Origin of the sequence: Roseobacter sp. GAI101, from assembly GCF_000156335.1 — a bacterium.
Lineage (GTDB): Bacteria > Pseudomonadota > Alphaproteobacteria > Rhodobacterales > Rhodobacteraceae > Sulfitobacter.
Genome location: NZ_DS999213.1, coordinates 3,035,942 through 3,054,877, shown reverse-complemented (window position 1 = coordinate 3,054,877; position 18,936 = coordinate 3,035,942). Strand labels below are relative to the sequence as shown.

Here is an 18,936-nt window from a genome sequence, read left to right as displayed (position 1 = left end):
TCCCCCGGATGCTTGGCCTCAAACAACGAAAGGCACAGCCCATGTCACACGCATCTATCGGTCACGTTCACCTCAAGGTCGCGGACCTTGACCGCGCAATCAAATTTTACCGCGACGTCCTGGGCTTTGATCTGGTCACGCAGATGGGCAACCAGGCGGCATTCCTTGGGGCGGGCGGCTACCATCACCATATCGGGCTTAACACCTGGGAAAGCGCCGGGGCCACACCGCCGCCACCGGGCCACACCGGCTTGTACCATTCCGCTTTTCTCTATCCTGACCGCGCTGCGCTGGCCACCGTTCTGAAACGCGTCCTTCAGGCGGGCATACCGTCGGACGGTGCCGCCGATCATGGCGTCAGCGAGGCGATCTATCTGCGCGATCCTGACAATAACGGCGTCGAAATCTACTGCGACAAGCCCCGAGCCGACTGGCCGCGCACGGCAGATGGCGCGATCAAGATGTCAAACAGCCGCCTTGATCTGGACGCGCTTCTGGCCGAAGCACCCGCCTAGCAGCCATGGACAAATCAGCGCCGCTGCGCCAGCCTTGCCGCTGAACAAACCGGAGGCAAGGCAATGACGACAGGCTTTTTCATGGATGAACGCTGCTTTTGGCATGCGGGCGGAAATTATGCGTTTACCATGCCCATCGGCGGGCTGGTACAGCCGCTGGCCTCGGGCGGGCTGCCCGAGAATCCCGAAACCAAGCGGCGGCTGCGCAACCTGATGGAAGTCACCGGCCTGATGGCCGAACTGGACGTGCGCAGTGCGCCGCAGGCCACGCATGACGATCTGTTACGCGTCCATCCCGCAGCCTATCTGGACGAGTTCAAGCGTCTCTCTGACACTGGCGGTGGAGAACTGGGCCTGCGCACGCCTTTCGCCGCCGGCGGGTTCGAGATTGCGGCGCTTTCCGCAGGGCTGTCCATTGCCGCTGTCGAAGCGGTTGCATCGGGTGACATTGAAAACGCCTACGCGCTTAGCCGCCCCCCCGGCCACCACGCCCTCCCCGATTTCCCCAACGGCTTCTGCCTGCTCGCCAACATCGCCATCGCGATCGAAGCCGCCAAAGCCAAAGGGCTGGTCAACCGCGTCGCAGTGCTGGACTGGGATGTGCACCATGGCAACGGCACCGAGGCGATATTCTACGACCGCGACGACGTACTGACCATTTCCCTGCATCAGGAAGGCAACTATCCGCTTGATACCGGCGCGCTGACGGACCGTGGCAAGGGCGCTGGCGAAGGGTATAACATCAACCTGCCGCTCCATGCCGGATCCGGGCACACCGCCTATCTGCACGCGCTGGACCGTATCGTGATCCCCGCGCTCGAGGCGTTCCAGCCGGACATGATCATCGTCGCCTGCGGCTTTGACGCCGCCATCGTGGACCCGCTGGCGCGAATGCAGGCTACGGCGGAAACCTTTGCCGCCATGACCCGCAAGATCAAAGAGACTTCACAAAAACTTTGCGACGGCAAGCTGGTGCTTGTCCACGAAGGCGGCTATTCAGAGGCCTATGTCCCGTTCTGTGGCCACGCCACCATCGCAGCCCTCGCAGACAGTGATACCATCGCGCCAGATCCGCACGCGGAGAACTATCGTATCCGCCAGCCCAGCCCCAAATTTGACGCCTTCCTGCGCGATTCCATTGATGCGATGGCGCAAGAGCTGAACCTGTAAGAGAGACCCCATGCCGACACCGAACCCAGACGCGCTGCATTTCCTGCAAACCCGCCGTTCACGCCCTGCCAAGACGCTGACCACCCCTGTACCGGACCGCGACACGCTGCTGCCCTTGCTGACAGCCGCCGCGCGCACGCCGGACCATGGCAAGCTTGAGCCGTGGCGCTTTATCGTCATCGACAAACCCGCCATGGGCCGTCTGGCCGACATCGCAGAGACCCGCGGCGCGGCGCTTGGCCTTGATGCAGAGCAAATCCAGAAAGGGCGCGGGCAGTTCGATCAGGGTCATCTGGCCGTGGTCGTGGTCGAGGTGCAAAAACCGTCGCCAAAGATCCCCCCTCTTGAACAGACCTATTCGGCGGGTGCCGTATGCCTAGCACTGCTGAATGCCGCCCTTGCCGCCGGTTGGGGTGCAAATTGGCTAAGCGGGTGGCCCAGCCATGACCGCGGCTTCATGACCGAAGGCTTTGGTCTGGCCGACAATGAACGGATCGCGGGGATCATCCATATCGGGACCGAAACCGCCGCCCCGCCAGAGCGCCCGCGCCCCGACATCGCAGCGCTTACCACATGGCTTTGACGCAGATATTTCACGCCTTCCGGCTGGCGGTCGGGCAGCTGTCCGATCCGCGCTTTCGGCGGGTGTTCTTCCTGGGGATCGGACTGGCCCTGCTTATGCTGATCGGGGCATCGGCGGGGTTCGTGTGGCTGGTCGACTGGCTGGTGGGCGACGACAACAGTTTGCCCCTGATCGGTACGGTCACATGGCTGGATGATTTGTTCAGCTGGGGGGCCGCAGTTCTGCTGTTGGTACTGTCAGTGTTTTTAATGATGCCGGTTGCGTCTGCCATCACGTCGTTCTTTCTGGACGATGTGGCCGACGCGGTCGAGGCCGAGCACTACCCACAGCTGCCCCCCGCCAGCCATGTGTCTTTCGCGGATGGACTGCGCGATACGATAAGCTTTCTGGGGGTGTTGATTGCGGCCAACCTGCTGGCGTTGGTGCTGTATCTGTTTTTCGCACCGCTGGCCCCGCTGATCTTCTGGGGGCTCAACGGCTTTTTGCTGGGGCGTGAGTATTTCACCCTCGCGGCGATCCGCCGGGTGGGGCCGACCGAGGCAAAGCGCCTGCGCCGGCGTCACATGCCCACGATCTGGGCTGCAGGCGTGTTGATGGCGGTACCTCTGTCGGTGCCGCTCCTGAACCTGATCGTACCGATCCTAGGCGCGGCGACCTTTACCCATTTGTTCCACCAATTGGTGTCGCCTCGCCGTGCAACCAATGTTCAATATCCGCCACGGTAACCCAGCCTGACACGATAAAGCCCGCGATGAACGCCCAAAGGACGATGGAAATGCCCGTCGTCCAAAGCGCCTTTTTCTTGAGGTGGTGATGTTCGGGCGCGCCTGCGTGGGTACCTTCGACGATTTCGCCCAAGTCGCCTTGGGTCTGTACACGGATCGGGAGGGCGATCATGAAAACCATCGCCCAGATCACGGTAAACAGAACAATGCCTGACATAACAGCCATGGTTACACCTGCTCCAGCTCGACAAGCGCGCCGTTAAAGTCCTTGGGATGCAGGAACAGGACGGGCTTGCCATGGGCCCCTATCTTGGGCTCTCCGGTGCCCAGAACACGCGCACCGGTGGACTTCAGGTGGTCACGGGCAGCGATGATGTCATCGACTTCGTAGCAGATGTGGTGAATGCCCCCCGCGGGGTTCTTTTCCAGAAAGCCATTGATCGGGCTGTCGTCGCCCAGCGGATAAAGCAACTCGATCTTGGTGTTCGGCAATTCAATGAACACCACCGTCACACCGTGGTCCGGTTCATCTTGTGCAGGCCCGACCTTGGCCCCCAACGCGTTGCGATACTGGTCTGCCGCGGCCTCAAGATCCGGCACGGCGATGGCTACGTGGTTTAGGCGACCGATCATCATCTTCTCCTCAACTTCAAATGTTGCCAAGGTTATGGGCTGCCCTGTGCGCAAGAGCAATGCGTCACGTTAACGGCCTATTAGCCAAGCGCCCCTAACCATGAGGACATCAGTCATTTCACCGGAGGAATCATGGACAAGCTTGAAACACATGCGCACAGCCCTGCCCCCACGGCTGAACGGCCCCTGTTGGGCCTGACCATCCTGGTCATCGAAGACAGCCGCTTCGCCTGCGAGGCGATGCGCCTGCTGTGCTTGCGGTCCGGTGCGCGCATCCGGCGCGCCGATTGCCTGCGTGCCGCACGCCGCCACCTTCAGGTTTACCGCCCTTCGGTGGTGATCGCCGATTTGGGCCTGCCGGATGGCAACGGCATTGACCTGATCGAGGAACTGTCCAAGGCACAGCCGCGTGTGGATGCCCTGCTGGCGATTTCCGGCGATACCCATCTGGCGGGCGATGCCATTGCAGCAGGCGCGGACGGATTCATCGAAAAACCCCTGACGTCACTGGTTCAGTTCCAACAATCGGTGCTGTCGACATTGCCGCCCGAACGCCAGCCCAAAGGGTTGCGCATGATCGTTGACGAGATGGTCGAACCCGATCACATCGCCTTTCAGGACGATATGGCCCATATTGCCGACGTGCTGGACGACGCGGGCGACAGCACGACGCTGGATTATGTGGCGCAGTTTCTGGGCGGCGTCGCCCGCAGCGCCAGTGACAAGGCGCTTGAAACGGCGGCACTGGCCTTGGCCCGCAAACGCGCCTTGGGACACTCAGCAGAATCCGAAAAGGCAGTTGTCGCCGGGTTGGTGCAGACACGTCTGGCGCAGCGCGTCGCCATCTGAACGCGTTCAGATCAACGGATCACTTGCCACCCGCACCAGGCCCGTCAAATCGCCCAGCCGTTCCAGCTGATTGCCTGTTTCGTCAAAATTGGCGGGCGAAAGCCACGCTTCGAACGCTTCTTTCAGGCCCGGCCATTCAGAATCAATCGCGGCAAACCAGGCGGTGTCCCGGTTATGCCCCTTCACCACTGCCGCCTGACGGAAAATACCTTCATAGCTGAAACCCAGCCGCTGTGCCGCGCGCCGCGACGGCATGTTCAGCGCGTTGCACTTCCATTCATAACGCCGGTAGCCGGCATCAAAGGCCCACGCCATCATCAGATACATCGCTTCCGTGGCCGCGCGGGTCTGTTGCAGTGCCGGGCTGAACGTGATCGATCCCACCTCGATCGACCCTGCCGCCGGTGCGATTCGCAAATAGCTGGCCACACCTTCCCAATGTCCCGTCTCGAGGTTCTTGATCGCGTAAAACAGCGGATCATCACGGGTTTCAACGTCCCTTACCCAGCGATGGAACTGCGCAGAGGACGAAAACGGGCCATCATACATATAGCGCCAAAGCTGATCCTGCCCTTCGAACACACGGAACAGAAGGGCGGCGTGATCCTGGGCATTCAAAGGTTGAAGCATCGCATACGTCCCCTGCATCACTTCGCGGGGCGGTAACGGCGGTGGGGTAAAGCCGGGGACGGGTGGGCCAACGGGGGCCTCAACGGGATCAATCTTGTTCATACCGATCACGTTAAGATGAAGTGTAGCCAGCGCCAAGCCCTCAAAATCGCTTCGACGTGCCCAATCGTGTTCACCATCATGGCAAATTTTGGACACAAACCCCCTGCACTGCTTTAGAACGTAAACCGGTACCAGACCCAAGGATTCCGACGCATGTTGACCACGCTTCGAAAAGCGCACGCGATCTACCGCGACGAAACCCGTCTGGACTGGATCGTCTGGGGGGCCAACATGACGGGGGCCATCATCGTGTCCGTCGCCTATTTTATCGCCCATAGCACAGACAGCACGGCTGCGGTCGTCCAGATCGCCAGTTCCGGCTTCTGAATCGGGGTCATCTTTGGCCATTTGGCCAAGAGCCGGAACAAACTGAATTGCCCTCGCGTTGATCACTGAATTTGACGAGAGGACACACAATGACTTCGATCTATGACGCCATCAAGGCGGACCACGATAACCACCGGACATTGCTTGACAAAATCGCCGACACGTCCGGCGACAGCAAGGACCGCCAACACGCATGGCAAGAATTTTTCAACGACGTCAAATCCCATGCCGCTGCCGAGGAAGAAACGTTCTATTCCAAGCTGATGCAGGAAACTTGGGGGCAGGACGCCGCCCGCCACTCGGTCTCCGAACATAAGGAACTGGACGATCTGATGGAGGAGTTGAACGTCACGGACATGTCATCGCCTGCATGGTTGCAAAAGTTCAAAACGCTCAAGCATGATTACGAACATCACATGGAAGAAGAAGAGGAAGACGTGTTCAAACGCGCCAAGGAAGTGATCGGCGAAGAACACAACGACGCCTTTGGCAAGCGCTTCGAAGAGCGCAAAAAAGAAGAGATGAAGCTGGTCGACGAAAAGCGCGAAGACAGTCTGGAAGACTAATCCGCCTTGAAGGCAGCAAAAAGCCCGCCCCGGATTATCGGAGGCGGGCTTTTTATTTGGTCAGCGGTCAGTCTTGCGGGATCACACGCAAACCAAGTTCCATCAACTGATCCGGCATCGGGTCGTTGGGCGCGTTCATCATCAGGTCTTCGGCGCGCTGGTTCATCGGGAACAGGATGACTTCGCGAATGTTCGCCTCTTCGGCCAACAGCATCACGATGCGGTCAATGCCCGCAGCACAACCGCCGTGGGGCGGGGCACCATACTGAAAGGCGTTAACCATGCCGCCGAAACGCTTTTCAACCTCATCCTTACCATATCCAGCGATCTCGAACGCCTTGAACATGATCTCTGGCTTGTGGTTCCGGATGGCACCCGACACCAGCTCATAACCGTTACAGGCCAAGTCATACTGATAGCCCAGCACCTCGAGCGGATCGCCCATCAGCGCGTCCATCCCGCCCTGGGGCATGGAGAACGGGTTATGTTCAAAATCGATCTTGCCGGTTTCGGCATCTTTTTCGTAGATCGGGAAATCGACGATCCATGCAAAGGCAAAGCGGTTTTCGTCCGTCAGGCCCAACTCGGAACCGATAACGTTGCGGGCACGTCCTGCAACGCCCTCGAACGCCTTTGGCTTGCCACCAAGGAAGAACGCCGCATCGCCGACGGACAGACCAAGCTGCTGGCGAATGGCCTCGGTACGCTCTGGTCCAATGTTCTTGGCCAGCGGGCCTGCCGCTTCCATGCCGCCTTCGACTTCGCCGGATTTCAGCTTGGCCTGGGCTTCTTTCACCGGAATACCCAGTTCTTGCGCAACGCTGTCAGCGGTCTTTTCGCGCCAGAAGATATACCCCATGCCGGGCAGACCTTCTTTTTGCGCGAAGGCATTCATGCGATCACAGAACTTGCGCGACCCGCCGGTCGGTGCCGGGATCGCACGGATTTGCGTGCCTTCCTGCTCAAGCAGCTTGGCGAAGATCGCAAAGCCGGAACCCGCGAAATGTTCGGATACAACCTGCATCTTGATCGGGTTGCGCAGGTCGGGCTTGTCCGACCCATACCAAAGCGCCGCGTCCTTGTAGGAAATCTGCGGCCATTCCTGATCGACCGATTTACCACCACCGAATTCTTCAAAAATACCGGTCAGCACGGGCTGGATGGTGTCGAACACGTCCTGCTGTTCGACAAAGGACATCTCGAGGTCGAGCTGGTAGAAATCCGTGGGCGACCGGTCGGCACGCGGGTCTTCGTCACGGAAACACGGGGCAATCTGGAAATACTTGTCAAAGCCGGACACCATCAACAGCTGCTTGAACTGCTGGGGGGCCTGGGGCAGCGCGTAGAATTTGCCGGGATGCAAACGGGACGGCACCAAAAAGTCGCGCGCACCTTCGGGGGAAGATGCGGTGATGATCGGCGTCTGGAATTCCTTGAACTTGCGGTCCCACATGCGCTTGCGAATCGACGAAACCACATCGGAGCGCAGAACCATGTTCGCCTGCATCTTCTCGCGACGCAGGTCCAGGTAGCGGTAGCGCAGGCGCGTTTCCTCGGGGTATTCCTGATCGCCGAACACCTGCAACGGCAGCTCTTTCGACGCGCCCAATACTTCGATGTCGCGCACGAAAACTTCGATTTCGCCGGTCGGGATCTTGGCGTTCACCAGATCGTCCGCGCGTGCTTTGACTTCGCCGTCGATGCGAATGCACCATTCCGAACGAACCTTTTCGACATCGGCAAAAGCCGGCGAATCAGGGTCACACAGCACTTGGGTGATGCCGTAATGGTCACGCAGGTCGATGAACAGGATGCCGCCATGGTCGCGCACGCGGTGCACCCAACCGGACAGACGCACCTTGTCGCCTACGTTTTCTTTGCTCAGATCGGCGCATGTGTGGCTGCGATATGGATGCATGACGGGTCCCTTCCTAGGGCTGGAAATGTTCGGGGCAGGTACACCTTTTGGCACCGGGGAAGTCAAGAGTTTCTGGACTATTCAGCATAAGGAACTCTAGGGCAAAAAAAATTAGACCGCCTGCTCCTCCCAAAGCAGGCGGTCCTTCCCGCGCGACGTTTCCGGTTCTTTACAGAACCAGCACATCAAGCGGCGGAAATCCGTTGAAGCCGACAGAGCTGTAAGAGCTCGTGTAGGCCCCGCAATTCTTAATCATGATCTTGTCACCATCCCGCAAGGCGAGCGGCAAGTCGACCGGATTTCTTTCATACAGGATATCTGCAGAATCGCAAGATGGTCCAGCCATCACGCACGGTCCGACCGGCCCGCCGTCATGTGCGGTGATGAATTCATACCGGATCGCTTCACCTTCGGTTTCGGCCAGCCCGGAAAAACGGCCGATGTCGAGGTACACCCAGCGGCGTTCGGCCACAGCGGATTTGCGCGACACCAAAAGCACCTCGGCAGCGATGTGGCCCGCTTCGGCGACCATACCGCGACCCGGTTCCGCCATGATATATGCGATCTCGCCAAAGCGTTCCTTGACCGCGGCCATGACAGCAGCCGCATAGCCGCGCGGCGCGTCCACGACATCACCGTGATACGCCGGAAAGCCGCCGCCGATGTTGAGCAGTTGCAGATCATGACCGGCTGCCTTGGCGGCGTGCCACAGCGGGGCCACCTGATCCAGCACAGGGTTCCAGTATTCCGCCTTGCGGGTCTGCGAGCCGACGTGGAAGGACAGGCCATAAGGCACGAGACCAACGGATTTTGCATAATCCAGCAGAGTTGGCAGCAGGGTATCGGCGCACCCGAATTTGCGGGTCAGCGGCCAATCGGCCAGCGAATTTTCCACGATCAGGCGGATATAGACCCGCGCACCGGGGGCGTGCGTTGCGATTTTGTCCAGCTCGGATTCGCAATCGGCGGCAAACAGGGTCACGCCGATGGAATGGGCGAATGCAATATCGACACCACGCTTGATGGTATTGCCGAAGGAAATGCTTTTGGGATCCGCCCCTTGGGACAGACAAAGCTCGATCTCTTGGCGCGATGCGGCGTCAAAGCCCGAACCGCGTTCGACCAACAGGCGGATGATCTCGGGGGCGGGGTTGGCTTTGACGGCATAATGGATGTGCGCATTTCCCAACCCGGCACTCAGCGCGTCGTATTGGATGCCCACACGTTCGCGGCTGACCACAAGCGTCGGTTTATCAAAGCTGTTGTTCCAGATGTATTCTGCGGATTCGTCAAAGTTCGATGGTGCAGGCGCAGGTGCAGCGCCAGAATCAAGAGCGGTCATGTGTCATCTCCAAAGAGCATGGGTGGGCAGGATCGCCCAAACCTGTCGTTTCAAGAGACGTTACCGTCGCTGCATAAACGCGGGTCAATCAGTACAAGGGCTGACCGGCCAGAGGCGCGTGCGTTGGCGTCTGTAGCGGCGCATTTACGCTGTTTTCAGATTCTTGCAAGTGGCAAAATCCAAGCCGCATAATTTTATTTTCCGGCACGCAAATCCGTTGTCTCTCGTCTGTGTTTCACCCCCGGAACCGGGCTATTTTTCCCAGTCGGTCCCGATGGCTTCGCGGTCTTTTTCCTTTTCATCCTGGACGATTTCCCTGACCTCGTCACGTTCTTCTGCGTCACTCGGCTCGGGGGTGGTAATCGCCGCCTCCGTCTGGGTCAGCGCAAGCGAAAACATGATCGGAAAGTGGTCGGAGCCGATGTTGCGCAGCCGCGACATGCTGATCAGACGGAATTCGGCATCGTGAAACAGATGGTCCAGCGGCCAGCGCATCATCGGAATGCCCGCATGAAAGGTGTTGTAGAACCCGCGACCCACACGCGGATCCAGCAACCCAGACAGGCGTTGGAAACGGCGCGTGGTCGTGGACCATGCGACATCGTTCAAGTCACCAGTGACGATCGCAGGCATGTCGTCCTTGCTGGCCTCGATCCCGATCAGCGCAATCTCGCCATCGCGCCCCTTGGTGTCGTGGTTGGGAACGGGGGGTTCGGGGTGCACGATGTACAAGCGCCATTCCTGCCCGTTGGCGTTACGCACCGTGGTCCTGATCGACGGCACGTCCTCGACCAGCAGCTCGCGAACCTGCGTTTCGGCCAAGGGCAGCTTGGACATCAGGACCATGCCATAGGAGTTATCCTTGGGCACAGTCACCCAATGGGCGTAATCATCCTTGAGCGCGGCATGAAGTTCATCGGTCCATTCTTGATCCACCTCCAGCGCCGTCGCGATCTCGGGCTTTTTCTCTTTGATCAAGTCGATCAATGCACCAAAATCGCGGTTGGACTGTTTCACGTTGGACGCAAGAATGGTCACGTGACTGTCCGTATCGTCAAGCTCGGCCTGGGACGCATCTACTGATTGCTGTGTCCAGAGCGGGGTGAATTTGACCACATAGGCCAGATGGATCGCCGCGACGACTGTCAGCGTGATCACAGCATAAAGCCTGAGATGTGAGTCGAAAAACACCAGCGCAAAAACGAACATCACCAAGGTGAGGAGGAAAAATTGCTCTCGGGGGAAGGCAAGACCGCGTATCGCGCCATGCGGGATTTTGCTGAGCGGCAGAACGCTGGATAAAAACAGGATACCGACCACGAGCCAGAATAAAGATTTCAAAATCAGGCTCATTTATTCGGTCCTTTCAAAAACAAATGGGGTAAAGGATCACTGCCCTTTACCCCAAATATAACGACCGCTTGATCCGGATTGTTCCGAAAACAATCAAAAACAAGATCAGTTATTACTTGTCGTCGTCTTCATCTTCGTCATCTGCACCGTTTTCAGGCAGCTTGAAGAAACTGTCCGCATCAGAGTAATCCCCCCGGTCCCGGTCGTCATCATCTGCCGGATTGCCAGACAGGGTGAAGGTTTCAAGCTCTTCGATGGCGGTCGGGATCTTGGGTTCCGTATCCATGCCCAAGGACTGTTCCGTGCTGACCAGACGGCGGCGTTCGTCGTCGCTCATCAATCCGCCTTCGGCTGCCTTCTTGGCTGCCGCTTTCTGGACGGCCGCGTCCAGTTCGGACTGTTTGCACAGGCCAAGAGCAACAGGATCGATCGGCTGGATGTTGGCGATGTTCCAATGGGTCCGCTCGCGGATCGCCTGAATCGTGGGCTTGGTCGTGCCGACAAGCTTGCTGATCTGACCGTCTGACAATTCCGGGTGGAACTTGACCAGCCAATAGATCGACGCGGGCCGGTCCTGACGTTTGGACAAAGGCGTATAGCGCGGGCCACGGCGCTTTTCCTCGCCCTGGGCTGCGGCGTTGAACTTCAGCTTCAGCTTGTGCAGCGGATTGGCTTGCGCCTTCTCGATCTCATCTTCGGTCAGCTGGTTGTTGGCGACCGGGTCAAACCCTTTGACGCCCTGGGCCACATCACCGTCCGCAATGCCCTGGATTTCAAGCTCGTGCATCCCAACAAAATCCGCAATCTGCTTGAAGCTGAGGGTCGTGTTGTCCACCAGCCATACGGCAGTGGCGCGGGCCATAATTGGTTTTGCCATGTCGGTCTCTCCTTAAAACGCACCTTCCCCGTCGCCTGAAACTGGCTGTCCTGCCGGGGCAGAACGGTTTCCATTGTGGGGGAACTTGCGTGGCTTATACTGGGATTTTGCAAATAAGGAAAGACCTCAATGCGTTCGCTCTTTTTATGCCTGCTATTGACGTGCCACGCCTTGCCGCAAACTGCCACGGCAGCAGACGAAATCGCAGGAGAGTTCGACTATTACGTCCTGGCGCTAAGCTGGTCGCCCAATTGGTGCACGCTTGAAGGCGATGCAAGGCGGTCACCACAATGCGACGACGCACAGGATCATGGCTGGATCATGCATGGCCTTTGGCCACAGTTTCACCGCGGGTACCCCTCCTATTGCCGCACCGTCGAAATTTCCCCGTCACGTGGGAGGACCGCCGCGATGGCCGACATTATGGGGACCCCGGGCCTTGCCTGGCACCAATGGAAAAAGCACGGCAGTTGCACGGGCCTGTCCGCCCAGCGCTACTATGCAACATCCCGTGCCGCGTATGAAACTGTGGTGCGCCCGCCTGTATTTCGCAAAGTCAAAACCGATATCAGGTTACCGGCATCAGTGGTGGAAGACGCCTTCGTAAAAGCGAACCCTGACATGGACCGAGATGGAATTACTGTGACCTGCAAGAGTGGCTTCATCCAGGACGTCCGGATCTGCCTGTCAAAAGACCTGGTACCGGTTCCATGCGGACGTGATGTCATAAAAGACTGCACCATGGACAACGCAGTGTTCACACCAATCAGATAGGAAATCGCCCTGCGGGCGATAGCCTTCGGCGAGGATATTTAAGAGCCAAAGAAGATGGTACGCCTTCTCCCCTTCTCTGGCTTCCTAAATATCCCCGCCGGAGGCAGCGGCGCGGATGCGGCGCTTTACCTGATTTCAAGCACGGTGCTGCCGGTTGTCTGGCGCGCCTCAAGTGCCTCATGCGCCTGTGCGATATCTTTCAGCGCAAACCGTTGGCCGATGTTTATTTTCACATCCCCCGACAGCACCTTGTCACTGAGATGTTTGGCCATTTCCTGACAGGTGGCATGATCCCCGATATGGGTGAAAATTGTTGGCCGGGTAATTTTCAGCGACCCTTTGGGGCCAAGAATACCCAGATTGAAAAGCGGTACCGGGCCAGAGGCATTGCCGAATGAAATCATCATGCCAAGCGGTTTGAGGCTGTTCAGAGATCCCTCGAACGTATCCGCGCCAACCGCATCCATGACCGCATCAACGCCCTTGCCGTCTGTCAGTTCCTGAACGCGTGCGGCCCAATCGCCATCACGGTAATTGATGCAATGCGCCGCCCCGTGATCCAGGGCCAGCTGGCATTTCTCATCCGTCCCCGCCGTACCGATCAGCGTGACCCCTTCGGACCGTGCCCATTGGCATGCGATCAGGCCGACCCCGCCAGCCGCTGCGTGGAACAGGACGGTGTCGCCGCGTTTCAGGGGCGTCGTGCGGTGGAACAGATATTCGACCGTCAGGCCTTTGAGCATCATAGCCGCCCCTTCCTCAAAGGAGATGCCGTCAGGCAAGGGGCAGACCTGCGCGGCGGGCATCACGCGGGCCTCGGCATAGGCACCGGGCGGTTGTGCGGCATAGGCGGCACGATCGCCGACCTTCAGGTGCGTGACCCCTTCACCGACCGCTTCGATGATACCGGCAGCTTCCATCCCCATCGCATGGGGAAGTTGCATGGGGTACAGGCCCGTGCGCTGGTAGACGTCGATAAAGTTCAGGCCTACGGCCTTTTGCGCAATGCGAATTTCACCTTTGCCGGGGTCGCCGACGGGGCGATCGACCAGTTTGAACTGTTCCGGCCCGCCATGGGCTTCGATGATTGCTGTCAGTGCCATATGCGTAACCCCTATCCATTCACTTTCAGAACGATTTTGCCGATGTGACCGCTGGTTTCCATCCGCGCGTGGGCTTCGCTGGCTTGCTCGAATTCATATTCGCTGTCCATGACCGGCGCGATTTTACCGGCATCCAGAAGCGGCCAGACATGTTCGCGCAGCTGGTCTGCGATGCGGGCTTTGGCCAGATCGCTTTGCGGGCGCAGGGTGCTGCCCGTCATGGTAAGGCGACGCGTCATCAAGGTTGCAAAGTTCACTTCGACCTTGGGGCCGGTCAGGAATGCGATCTGCACAAGACGACCGTCTTCGGCGAGCGCCTGCAGGTTGCGCGGGATGTAATCGCCGCCGACCATGTCAAGGATCAGATCCGCCCCGCCTTCGGCCTTGAGCACATCGACAAAATCCGTGTCGCGATAATTGATCGCGGCTTCGGCCCCCAGCTTGGCGCAGGCGGCGCATTTGCTGTCGGTGCCAGCCGTTGCAAACACGCGCGCACCCAGTTCGCGGGCCAGCTGAATTGCTGTCGTTCCGATCCCGGACGACCCACCATGTACCAGGAAACGTTCGCCCGCCTTCAACCCGCCGCGCATGAAGACGTTCGACCATACGGTAAAGAAGGTTTCCGGCAGGCAGGCCGCTTCCTTCATCCCCATGCCTTCTGGTACAGGCAGGCAATGGGCCGCCGGGGTCGCAACGTATTCGGCATAGCCGCCACCGGGCAGCAGGGCGCAAACCTTGTCGCCGACCGACAGGCCCGACACGCCGTCACCGATCGCGTGGATTTCGCCCGACGCTTCAAGACCCGGCAGATCGCTGGCGGTGGGGGGCGGTGCGTACATGCCCGCGCGCTGCAACGCATCAGGGCGGTTGACGCCTGCATAGGCGACCTTGATCACCACCTGCCCGTGGGCTGGTGTGGGCATCGGCCGCTGGGTCGGTTGCAGGACCTCGGGGCCGCCGGCCTTGGTAATCTCGATTGCGCGCATTGTGTCTGACATGGATCCAAATCTCCCTTTGATCTCTCCTGTTGGGATCAACATAGGCTTCAATCCTGTGGCGTACAGCCCGAACTGATAGATGTCAGGATCGCGTCAAAGACCGCCACGGGCGCGCAGCGCTTCGGCGACATGTTCGGCGTCGTCAATCGCCAGCACAGCAAAGGGGATCACGATCCGCCAGCCCAGCCGCTTGACCGACCGCGCGCGCCATGACAGCGCCAGCATCTGCCCTTTTTGCACAAACACAGGGGTAAAGCGGATGACGAGAGCTATGCCCAATTCGATGCCGCGTGTGTTGAACCCGATCCAGCGCAACGGGGTCGTCGCCCACATGACGACCGCCACCATCTGCGACAGCTTCGTGGTCATCGTCACCAGATTGGCCAACGCGACGGCTGACACCATGCGCAAGACGATCACCGCCCCGTTGGTCAAATCAGCGGTCAGGCCATGCCAGACCAGAATCAGGACGACAAAGGGCCAGAGGATTTTCAGCCGCAGCATGCCACTTTTGAAAAACCGCCACCCCGGTGCCGCGTAGATCAACAGGGTCAGGCCGCATATCAGGGCCTGCGCCCAGACCGACCCGATGCTGAACAGCACCAGTGTCGCCGCGCAAAGCCCGGCCAGCTTTGCGCCTACGGGCCATCCGTGGGCACGGGTTTCAACCGGAGATGTCAGCGAAATCATCTTCAGCCCCCAGGTGTTGCATCCGGCTGACAAAGGCATGTGACACACCCTCGGCACTGCCATCGCGATGAATACGGCCCTCTTCGATCCAGATCACGCGGTCATAGGTGGCCAGATGCGCCGGGTCGTGGGTGATGTGGACCAGATGCGCGTCAAGCCCCTCCAACACGCGGGTCAGGTGCAGTGTCGTCGGGATATCAAGCCCCGCAAAGGGTTCGTCCAGGATAATCACCTTGGGCTGCATGGCGAGGATCGACATCAGACAGACCAGTTGCCGCTGCCCCTGCGACAGTTGATGAATGGCTGCCTTTGCCCAATGGCTGCGGTTGAAGCGGGCCAGCATCTGTGCCGTTTCACCTGCGGCATCGGCAGCGGTCTGGCCCAATTGGGTCAGGCCAAAGCTGATTTCTTCTTCAACCGTGGGGAAAATAATCTGGTGGTCAGGGTTCTGGAACAGGATACCGACGTGGCGCAGCGCGGCCTTGCGGTCTTTGACGACATCGACACCGGCGATCCGCACCGTGCCGGATGTTGCCGCAACCAGACCGGCCAGCACCCGCGCCAGCGACGTCTTGCCCGACCCGTTGCGGCCAACAATTCCGATCCGGCGCTCGCACGCCTCAAGGGAAATGCCGTTCAGAACGGGGACCCCTTCGGGAGCGTATGAAACATCATCGAGCAGGATCAAGGGGGCGGGCATGATGGCGATACCAAAGGCTGTCACCCGCAAAAAGCACGGGCCAGCGGTGGGCTATCAGGTCTTGAGCCTTTAGGAAAGTCAGCCTAGTTGCGCGGGCTGGTCCAACTGCCCGGCAGACCCATCTTGGGCATCCGCGACGGGGCCTTGACGTGCGACAGCAGCCAGTTCGGCCCCGCCATCAGCTTGCTTAGCGTTGGGCTGTTGTTCACCTGCGACTTGAGCTTTTCGATCTGCATGACGTTGTCGATGCGACGGTCCAAAAATTCCCATGTGTCCGCGTGGCCCTCGCTGGTGTCGCCCAGCCAATACAGCACGGTCGATGAATAAACCGCGCTCAGCGTGGCGCGTTTTGTGTACCAGTTCACGTCGTCGGAGGTGTCGCCAAGCGCATTCCAGATCGCGTCACAGGTACCCCAAACCAGCTTTGCCCCATCAGCGGCATATTGCGGCAGGGCGAACAAGGTGGTGCCCCGGCGCACCGCTTCCTTGTCGTTCACGGTTTCAAGCCGGAAGCGCACCATCGCCGCGATCTTGTCGCGGAATTTCATCTCGCTCAGGTCTTCGGACTTCATACGCGCAATCATCTGATCATCGCCCCGCTTGTGATAGGCAACCGCCAGATCAACCGCACCGCGCGGGCACACCGCACGCGCCACGGTTGCATCCAGCCCTGCATCCTTGATTGCGGCCTGGAATGTCGCCTCTGACCAGCCGTCAAAAGCAACGTGAACCAATGCGGCGTCCAGCAGCTGTTCTTTCGGGTCGTGTGCCGGATAAGGGGTTTGTGCGGGGTCGGTCATGGCGTGCCTCCTGAGCGGTCATTGGCTATACACTAGACAATATAGCTCACGGTGGCTATAAGCCCAGTTCCTGCAAATCCTTGCAACTTCCAACCAGAAAGGTGGTGAAAACCACATGCAGGTTAGTGTTCGCGACAATAACGTCGATCAAGCCCTTCGGGCTTTGAAGAAAAAGCTACAACGCGAAGGTGTGTTTCGTGAGATGAAGCTCAAGCAACATTTCGAGAAACCTTCCGAAAAACGCGTGCGTCAGCAAGCTGAAGCGATCCGCCGTTCCAGAAAACTGGCACGGAAAAAACTGCAGCGCGAAGGCATGATGTAAATCAACGCCAGCGATGCAAAAGAATAGAGACCCCCGATACCTGATGGTGCCGGGGGTTTTATTTTGCGGCTTTGCCAAGTCTGGCACGGCTGTGACATCCGGACCAGCCACCCGTCAGCATAACGGACCGCAGCGGTAGCGGGGAAACACTGCCGCCTGTGCCTAGTTCTTCAGGCTCGCCAGCAGACGGTGGAATTTCTCGCCTTGCACAGCGACGTGGCTGCGCAGGACATGTGCTGCGCGCTCTGCGTCTTCGCCTTGCAGGGCAGCCACAATCTCAAGGTGTTCGGCCATGGATTGATCCATCCGCCCGCGAAACCGCAGTTGCATTTTCCGGTAGGCGCGCAGCTTGTTCTGCAACTGAAGTGCCTGCTTTTCAAGATAGCTGTTGGCCGCACCACGGTAGATGATCTGGTGGAATTTCTCGTTCTCCAGATAGTAGGTATCGTGGTCTGAATTCTCGATCGCCTGCTGGCATTTCACATTCGCCTCGACCAGTTGCGCCAAGCCGCTTTCCGAAATACGCGTCGCCGCCAACCGGCCGCAAGAGGCCTCGAGTTCGGCCATCGTCTCGAACATCTCCATCAACTCGACCGGGCCGGGCTGGCGCACAAAGACACCGCGGCGGGGGATCTGTTCGGCCAACCCCGAGGACACAAGCACCTGAAGCGCTTCGCGAATGGGGGTGCGGGAGACCTCGAATTGCTCGGCCAGCTTGATCTCGTCCAGACGCTCTCCATCCTGGTACTGTCCAGCAAACAAAGCTTGCTCAAGCAACTCTGCGATCTTGTCGGCGCGTCTTATTTCCATGGAGTATTTCCAACATGTCAAATGCTCAAAGTGCAAAGCTTCCATTCTTGTATACAATAAATTTGACTTGGAATACAACATGTGAAAAAACCGGTTCAGTTGAATTAGGGCACTAGACCCCGATCACACCCAGGGAGGGAAACATGAAGTTGAAGTTTTTAACCACGGCGGCCGCTTTGGCATGCCTGACACTTGGCACGGCAGCCCATGCGGAAACGCTGCGCCTGTCGCATCAATGGTCGAACACGGATGTGCGCAACAAGGTTGCCGAAATCGTCGCGAATGGCGTTGCCGAAGCTGATGTCGATCTTGAAATCCAGATTTTTGGTTCGCAATCCTTGTTCAAGGCGCGCGAACAGTATCGCCCGCTCAGCCGCGGCCAGCTGGACATGACCGTACTGCCGCTTAGCTATGCCGGCGGCCAGCAACCTGCGTTCAACCTGACCCTGATGCCCGGTCTGGTTAAAAACCACGATCACGCCGCCCGTCTTAGCGAATCGCCCTTCATGGCCGCGCTCGAGGAAAAGATGGCCGATGATGACGTCATGGTTCTGGTGCATGGCTATCTGGCCGGCGGCTTTGTCGGCAAAGACAAATGCATCACCAAGCCCGAAGACGTCGCCGGTTCGCAAATTCGCGCGGCAGGCAAGTCGTTCGAACAGATGTTGGCCGGTGCCGGGGCGTCTATCGCCTCCATGGCGTCCTCCGAGCTTTATAACGGCCTGCAAACCGGTGTTCTGACAGCGGCGAACACGTCGTCTTCGTCCTTCGTGTCCTACCGGATTTACGAGCAGGTCAAATGCTACACGCCTGCGGGCGACGTCGCCTTGTGGTTCATGTATCAGCCGATGCTGATCAACAAATCCAAGTTTGAGTCCCTGACCGAAGAGCAGCAGGCGGCCCTTTTGGCAGCGGCAGAAAAGGCCCAGGCGTTCTATCTGGAAGAAGCCAAGAAGGAAGATGCCTCATCCGAGCAGGTCTTTCGTGACGCGGGCGTAGAAATCGCCCAAATGTCGCAGGCCGACTTCGAAGCATGGCGCGCCCTTGCGCAGAAACATCCTACAAGCCTTCACCGACGAAGTGCCTGATGGACAAGCGCTTTGGACATGGCCCTCGCGTCGAGAATCAAAAAGAGTGGGGGAGTGTGCG

The 18,936-nt window shown here is 58.9% G+C and carries 23 protein-coding genes; 10 read left to right on the top strand and 13 right to left on the bottom strand.

The window, feature by feature from the left end; translation table 11 throughout:
- The first annotated feature begins 41 nt into the window (after window positions 1-41).
- The 4 genes from RGAI101_RS14285 (at window position 42) to RGAI101_RS14270 (ending at window position 2,993) form a co-directional block, all read left to right on the top strand.
- Entirely contained in the window at window positions 42-515 is a 474-nt protein-coding gene (locus RGAI101_RS14285; protein ID WP_037228364.1) for a VOC family protein, read from the top strand.
- A gap of 63 nt (window positions 516-578) precedes the next feature.
- Window positions 579-1,685, top strand: coding sequence for a class II histone deacetylase (locus tag RGAI101_RS14280; protein ID WP_008227805.1), 1,107 nt, complete (start codon window positions 579-581; stop codon window positions 1,683-1,685).
- A 10-nt stretch (window positions 1,686-1,695) separates the two neighbouring features.
- A complete protein-coding gene (locus RGAI101_RS14275) occupies window positions 1,696-2,268 on the top strand; it encodes a nitroreductase family protein (protein WP_008225816.1) in 573 nt (190 codons plus the stop codon).
- Window positions 2,259-2,993 carry an EI24 domain-containing protein gene (locus RGAI101_RS14270; RefSeq protein ID WP_008225025.1) on the top strand — a complete coding sequence of 245 codons (735 nt, stop codon included), beginning with the start codon at window positions 2,259-2,261 and terminating at the stop codon, window positions 2,991-2,993. The genes RGAI101_RS14275 and RGAI101_RS14270 overlap by 10 nt, the downstream gene beginning before the upstream one ends.
- Here the strand turns inward: RGAI101_RS14270 and RGAI101_RS14265 are convergent.
- Both RGAI101_RS14265 and mce read right to left on the bottom strand, forming a co-directional pair.
- The gene (locus RGAI101_RS14265) at window positions 2,926-3,219 is read right to left on the bottom strand and encodes a DUF1467 family protein (RefSeq protein WP_037228361.1); all 294 of its coding nucleotides are present in this window, start codon (window positions 3,217-3,219) and stop codon (window positions 2,926-2,928) included. The two genes, RGAI101_RS14270 and RGAI101_RS14265, sit on opposite strands and share 68 nt — an antisense overlap.
- A 2-nt stretch (window positions 3,220-3,221) precedes the next feature.
- Window positions 3,222-3,626, bottom strand: coding sequence for a methylmalonyl-CoA epimerase (mce, locus tag RGAI101_RS14260; RefSeq protein ID WP_037229637.1), 405 nt, complete (start codon window positions 3,624-3,626; stop codon window positions 3,222-3,224).
- 132 nt (window positions 3,627-3,758) lie between these two features.
- Between mce and RGAI101_RS14255 the strand changes: the two genes are divergently transcribed.
- Window positions 3,759-4,475, top strand: a complete 717-nt coding sequence (locus RGAI101_RS14255; protein ID WP_008225138.1) for a response regulator — start codon at window positions 3,759-3,761, stop codon at window positions 4,473-4,475.
- Window positions 4,476-4,481: 6 nt separating this feature from the next.
- Here RGAI101_RS14255 and RGAI101_RS14250 read toward each other — a convergent pair whose 3' ends face one another.
- The gene (locus RGAI101_RS14250) at window positions 4,482-5,207 is read right to left on the bottom strand and encodes a GNAT family N-acetyltransferase (protein WP_037229634.1); all 726 of its coding nucleotides are present in this window, start codon (window positions 5,205-5,207) and stop codon (window positions 4,482-4,484) included.
- 153 nt (window positions 5,208-5,360) lie between these two features.
- On the opposite strand from RGAI101_RS14250, the gene RGAI101_RS21930 reads away from it, so the two are divergent.
- Both RGAI101_RS21930 and RGAI101_RS14245 read left to right on the top strand, forming a co-directional pair.
- Window positions 5,361-5,534 carry a hypothetical protein gene (locus RGAI101_RS21930; protein WP_157044687.1) on the top strand — a complete coding sequence of 58 codons (174 nt, stop codon included), beginning with the start codon at window positions 5,361-5,363 and terminating at the stop codon, window positions 5,532-5,534.
- A gap of 89 nt (window positions 5,535-5,623) precedes the next feature.
- Window positions 5,624-6,100: a hemerythrin domain-containing protein gene (locus tag RGAI101_RS14245; protein WP_008224999.1), complete on the top strand. Its 477-nt coding sequence runs from the start codon at window positions 5,624-5,626 to the stop codon at window positions 6,098-6,100.
- A 67-nt stretch (window positions 6,101-6,167) separates the two neighbouring features.
- Here RGAI101_RS14245 and aspS read toward each other — a convergent pair whose 3' ends face one another.
- From aspS to RGAI101_RS14225, 4 genes are all read right to left on the bottom strand, one after another.
- A complete protein-coding gene (aspS, locus tag RGAI101_RS14240) occupies window positions 6,168-8,018 on the bottom strand; it encodes an aspartate--tRNA ligase (protein WP_008228169.1) in 1,851 nt (616 codons plus the stop codon).
- A 169-nt stretch (window positions 8,019-8,187) separates the two neighbouring features.
- Window positions 8,188-9,360 carry a type III PLP-dependent enzyme gene (locus RGAI101_RS14235; protein ID WP_008228172.1) on the bottom strand — a complete coding sequence of 391 codons (1,173 nt, stop codon included), beginning with the start codon at window positions 9,358-9,360 and terminating at the stop codon, window positions 8,188-8,190.
- Window positions 9,361-9,612: 252 nt separating this feature from the next.
- On the bottom strand, window positions 9,613-10,713 hold the full coding sequence (locus RGAI101_RS14230; RefSeq protein WP_008226119.1) for an endonuclease/exonuclease/phosphatase family protein: 1,101 nt from the start codon (window positions 10,711-10,713) through the stop codon (window positions 9,613-9,615).
- 112 nt (window positions 10,714-10,825) lie between these two features.
- Entirely contained in the window at window positions 10,826-11,590 is a 765-nt protein-coding gene (locus tag RGAI101_RS14225; RefSeq protein ID WP_037228357.1) for a DUF1013 domain-containing protein, read from the bottom strand.
- Between the two features lie 129 nt (window positions 11,591-11,719).
- Between RGAI101_RS14225 and RGAI101_RS14220 the strand changes: the two genes are divergently transcribed.
- Window positions 11,720-12,364 (top strand): ribonuclease T2 family protein, encoded by a 645-nt coding sequence (locus tag RGAI101_RS14220; RefSeq protein WP_037228355.1) that lies wholly within the window; start codon window positions 11,720-11,722, stop codon window positions 12,362-12,364.
- A 125-nt stretch (window positions 12,365-12,489) separates the two neighbouring features.
- Here the strand turns inward: RGAI101_RS14220 and RGAI101_RS14215 are convergent, their stop codons facing one another.
- The 5 genes from RGAI101_RS14215 to RGAI101_RS14195 form a co-directional block, all read right to left on the bottom strand.
- Window positions 12,490-13,467, bottom strand: coding sequence for a quinone oxidoreductase family protein (locus RGAI101_RS14215; RefSeq protein ID WP_008225829.1), 978 nt, complete (start codon window positions 13,465-13,467; stop codon window positions 12,490-12,492).
- 11 nt (window positions 13,468-13,478) lie between these two features.
- Complete coding sequence (locus tag RGAI101_RS14210; RefSeq protein ID WP_037229631.1) at window positions 13,479-14,465, bottom strand: NAD(P)H-quinone oxidoreductase; 987 nt, start codon at window positions 14,463-14,465, stop codon at window positions 13,479-13,481.
- 93 nt (window positions 14,466-14,558) lie between these two features.
- Window positions 14,559-15,155, bottom strand: a complete 597-nt coding sequence (locus RGAI101_RS14205) for an energy-coupling factor transporter transmembrane component T family protein (protein ID WP_008228232.1) — start codon at window positions 15,153-15,155, stop codon at window positions 14,559-14,561.
- Window positions 15,130-15,855, bottom strand: a complete 726-nt coding sequence (locus RGAI101_RS14200) for an energy-coupling factor ABC transporter ATP-binding protein (protein WP_037229628.1) — start codon at window positions 15,853-15,855, stop codon at window positions 15,130-15,132. The genes RGAI101_RS14205 and RGAI101_RS14200 overlap by 26 nt, the downstream gene beginning before the upstream one ends.
- A gap of 83 nt (window positions 15,856-15,938) precedes the next feature.
- A complete protein-coding gene (locus RGAI101_RS14195) occupies window positions 15,939-16,655 on the bottom strand; it encodes a COQ9 family protein (RefSeq protein WP_008226623.1) in 717 nt (238 codons plus the stop codon).
- 115 nt (window positions 16,656-16,770) lie between these two features.
- Here RGAI101_RS14195 and rpsU point away from each other — a divergent pair, with 115 nt between their 5' ends.
- Window positions 16,771-16,977 carry a 30S ribosomal protein S21 gene (rpsU, locus tag RGAI101_RS14190; RefSeq protein ID WP_008226826.1) on the top strand — a complete coding sequence of 69 codons (207 nt, stop codon included), beginning with the start codon at window positions 16,771-16,773 and terminating at the stop codon, window positions 16,975-16,977.
- A gap of 162 nt (window positions 16,978-17,139) precedes the next feature.
- Here rpsU and RGAI101_RS14185 read toward each other — a convergent pair whose 3' ends face one another.
- Window positions 17,140-17,787, bottom strand: a complete 648-nt coding sequence (locus tag RGAI101_RS14185; RefSeq protein ID WP_037229625.1) for a GntR family transcriptional regulator — start codon at window positions 17,785-17,787, stop codon at window positions 17,140-17,142.
- A 143-nt stretch (window positions 17,788-17,930) separates the two neighbouring features.
- Here RGAI101_RS14185 and dctP point away from each other — a divergent pair, with 143 nt between their 5' ends.
- Window positions 17,931-18,875: a TRAP transporter substrate-binding protein DctP gene (gene dctP, locus RGAI101_RS14180; protein WP_008227074.1), complete on the top strand. Its 945-nt coding sequence runs from the start codon at window positions 17,931-17,933 to the stop codon at window positions 18,873-18,875.
- The last annotated feature ends 61 nt before the right edge of the window (window positions 18,876-18,936 follow it).

Bases quoted from the DNA above. Each gene is read 5' to 3' on its own strand.
- RGAI101_RS14285 (WP_037228364.1), top strand. From the start codon at position 42: ATGTCACACGCATCTATCGGTCACGTTCACCTCAAGGTCGCGGACCTT.
- RGAI101_RS14280 (WP_008227805.1), top strand. From the start codon at position 579: ATGACGACAGGCTTTTTCATGGATGAACGCTGCTTTTGGCATGCGGGC.
- RGAI101_RS14275 (WP_008225816.1), top strand. From the start codon at position 1,696: ATGCCGACACCGAACCCAGACGCGCTGCATTTCCTGCAAACCCGCCGT.
- RGAI101_RS14270 (WP_008225025.1), top strand. From the start codon at position 2,259: ATGGCTTTGACGCAGATATTTCACGCCTTCCGGCTGGCGGTCGGGCAG.
- RGAI101_RS14265 (WP_037228361.1), bottom strand. From the start codon at position 3,219: ATGGCTGTTATGTCAGGCATTGTTCTGTTTACCGTGATCTGGGCGATG.
- mce (WP_037229637.1), bottom strand. From the start codon at position 3,626: ATGATCGGTCGCCTAAACCACGTAGCCATCGCCGTGCCGGATCTTGAG.
- RGAI101_RS14255 (WP_008225138.1), top strand. From the start codon at position 3,759: ATGGACAAGCTTGAAACACATGCGCACAGCCCTGCCCCCACGGCTGAA.
- RGAI101_RS14250 (WP_037229634.1), bottom strand. From the start codon at position 5,207: ATGAACAAGATTGATCCCGTTGAGGCCCCCGTTGGCCCACCCGTCCCC.
- RGAI101_RS21930 (WP_157044687.1), top strand. From the start codon at position 5,361: ATGTTGACCACGCTTCGAAAAGCGCACGCGATCTACCGCGACGAAACC.
- RGAI101_RS14245 (WP_008224999.1), top strand. From the start codon at position 5,624: ATGACTTCGATCTATGACGCCATCAAGGCGGACCACGATAACCACCGG.
- aspS (WP_008228169.1), bottom strand. From the start codon at position 8,018: ATGCATCCATATCGCAGCCACACATGCGCCGATCTGAGCAAAGAAAAC.
- RGAI101_RS14235 (WP_008228172.1), bottom strand. From the start codon at position 9,360: ATGACCGCTCTTGATTCTGGCGCTGCACCTGCGCCTGCACCATCGAAC.
- RGAI101_RS14230 (WP_008226119.1), bottom strand. From the start codon at position 10,713: ATGAGCCTGATTTTGAAATCTTTATTCTGGCTCGTGGTCGGTATCCTG.
- RGAI101_RS14225 (WP_037228357.1), bottom strand. From the start codon at position 11,590: ATGGCAAAACCAATTATGGCCCGCGCCACTGCCGTATGGCTGGTGGAC.
- RGAI101_RS14220 (WP_037228355.1), top strand. From the start codon at position 11,720: ATGCGTTCGCTCTTTTTATGCCTGCTATTGACGTGCCACGCCTTGCCG.
- RGAI101_RS14215 (WP_008225829.1), bottom strand. From the start codon at position 13,467: ATGGCACTGACAGCAATCATCGAAGCCCATGGCGGGCCGGAACAGTTC.
- RGAI101_RS14210 (WP_037229631.1), bottom strand. From the start codon at position 14,465: ATGTCAGACACAATGCGCGCAATCGAGATTACCAAGGCCGGCGGCCCC.
- RGAI101_RS14205 (WP_008228232.1), bottom strand. From the start codon at position 15,155: ATGATTTCGCTGACATCTCCGGTTGAAACCCGTGCCCACGGATGGCCC.
- RGAI101_RS14200 (WP_037229628.1), bottom strand. From the start codon at position 15,855: ATGCCCGCCCCCTTGATCCTGCTCGATGATGTTTCATACGCTCCCGAA.
- RGAI101_RS14195 (WP_008226623.1), bottom strand. From the start codon at position 16,655: ATGACCGACCCCGCACAAACCCCTTATCCGGCACACGACCCGAAAGAA.
- rpsU (WP_008226826.1), top strand. From the start codon at position 16,771: ATGCAGGTTAGTGTTCGCGACAATAACGTCGATCAAGCCCTTCGGGCT.
- RGAI101_RS14185 (WP_037229625.1), bottom strand. From the start codon at position 17,787: ATGGAAATAAGACGCGCCGACAAGATCGCAGAGTTGCTTGAGCAAGCT.
- dctP (WP_008227074.1), top strand. From the start codon at position 17,931: ATGAAGTTGAAGTTTTTAACCACGGCGGCCGCTTTGGCATGCCTGACA.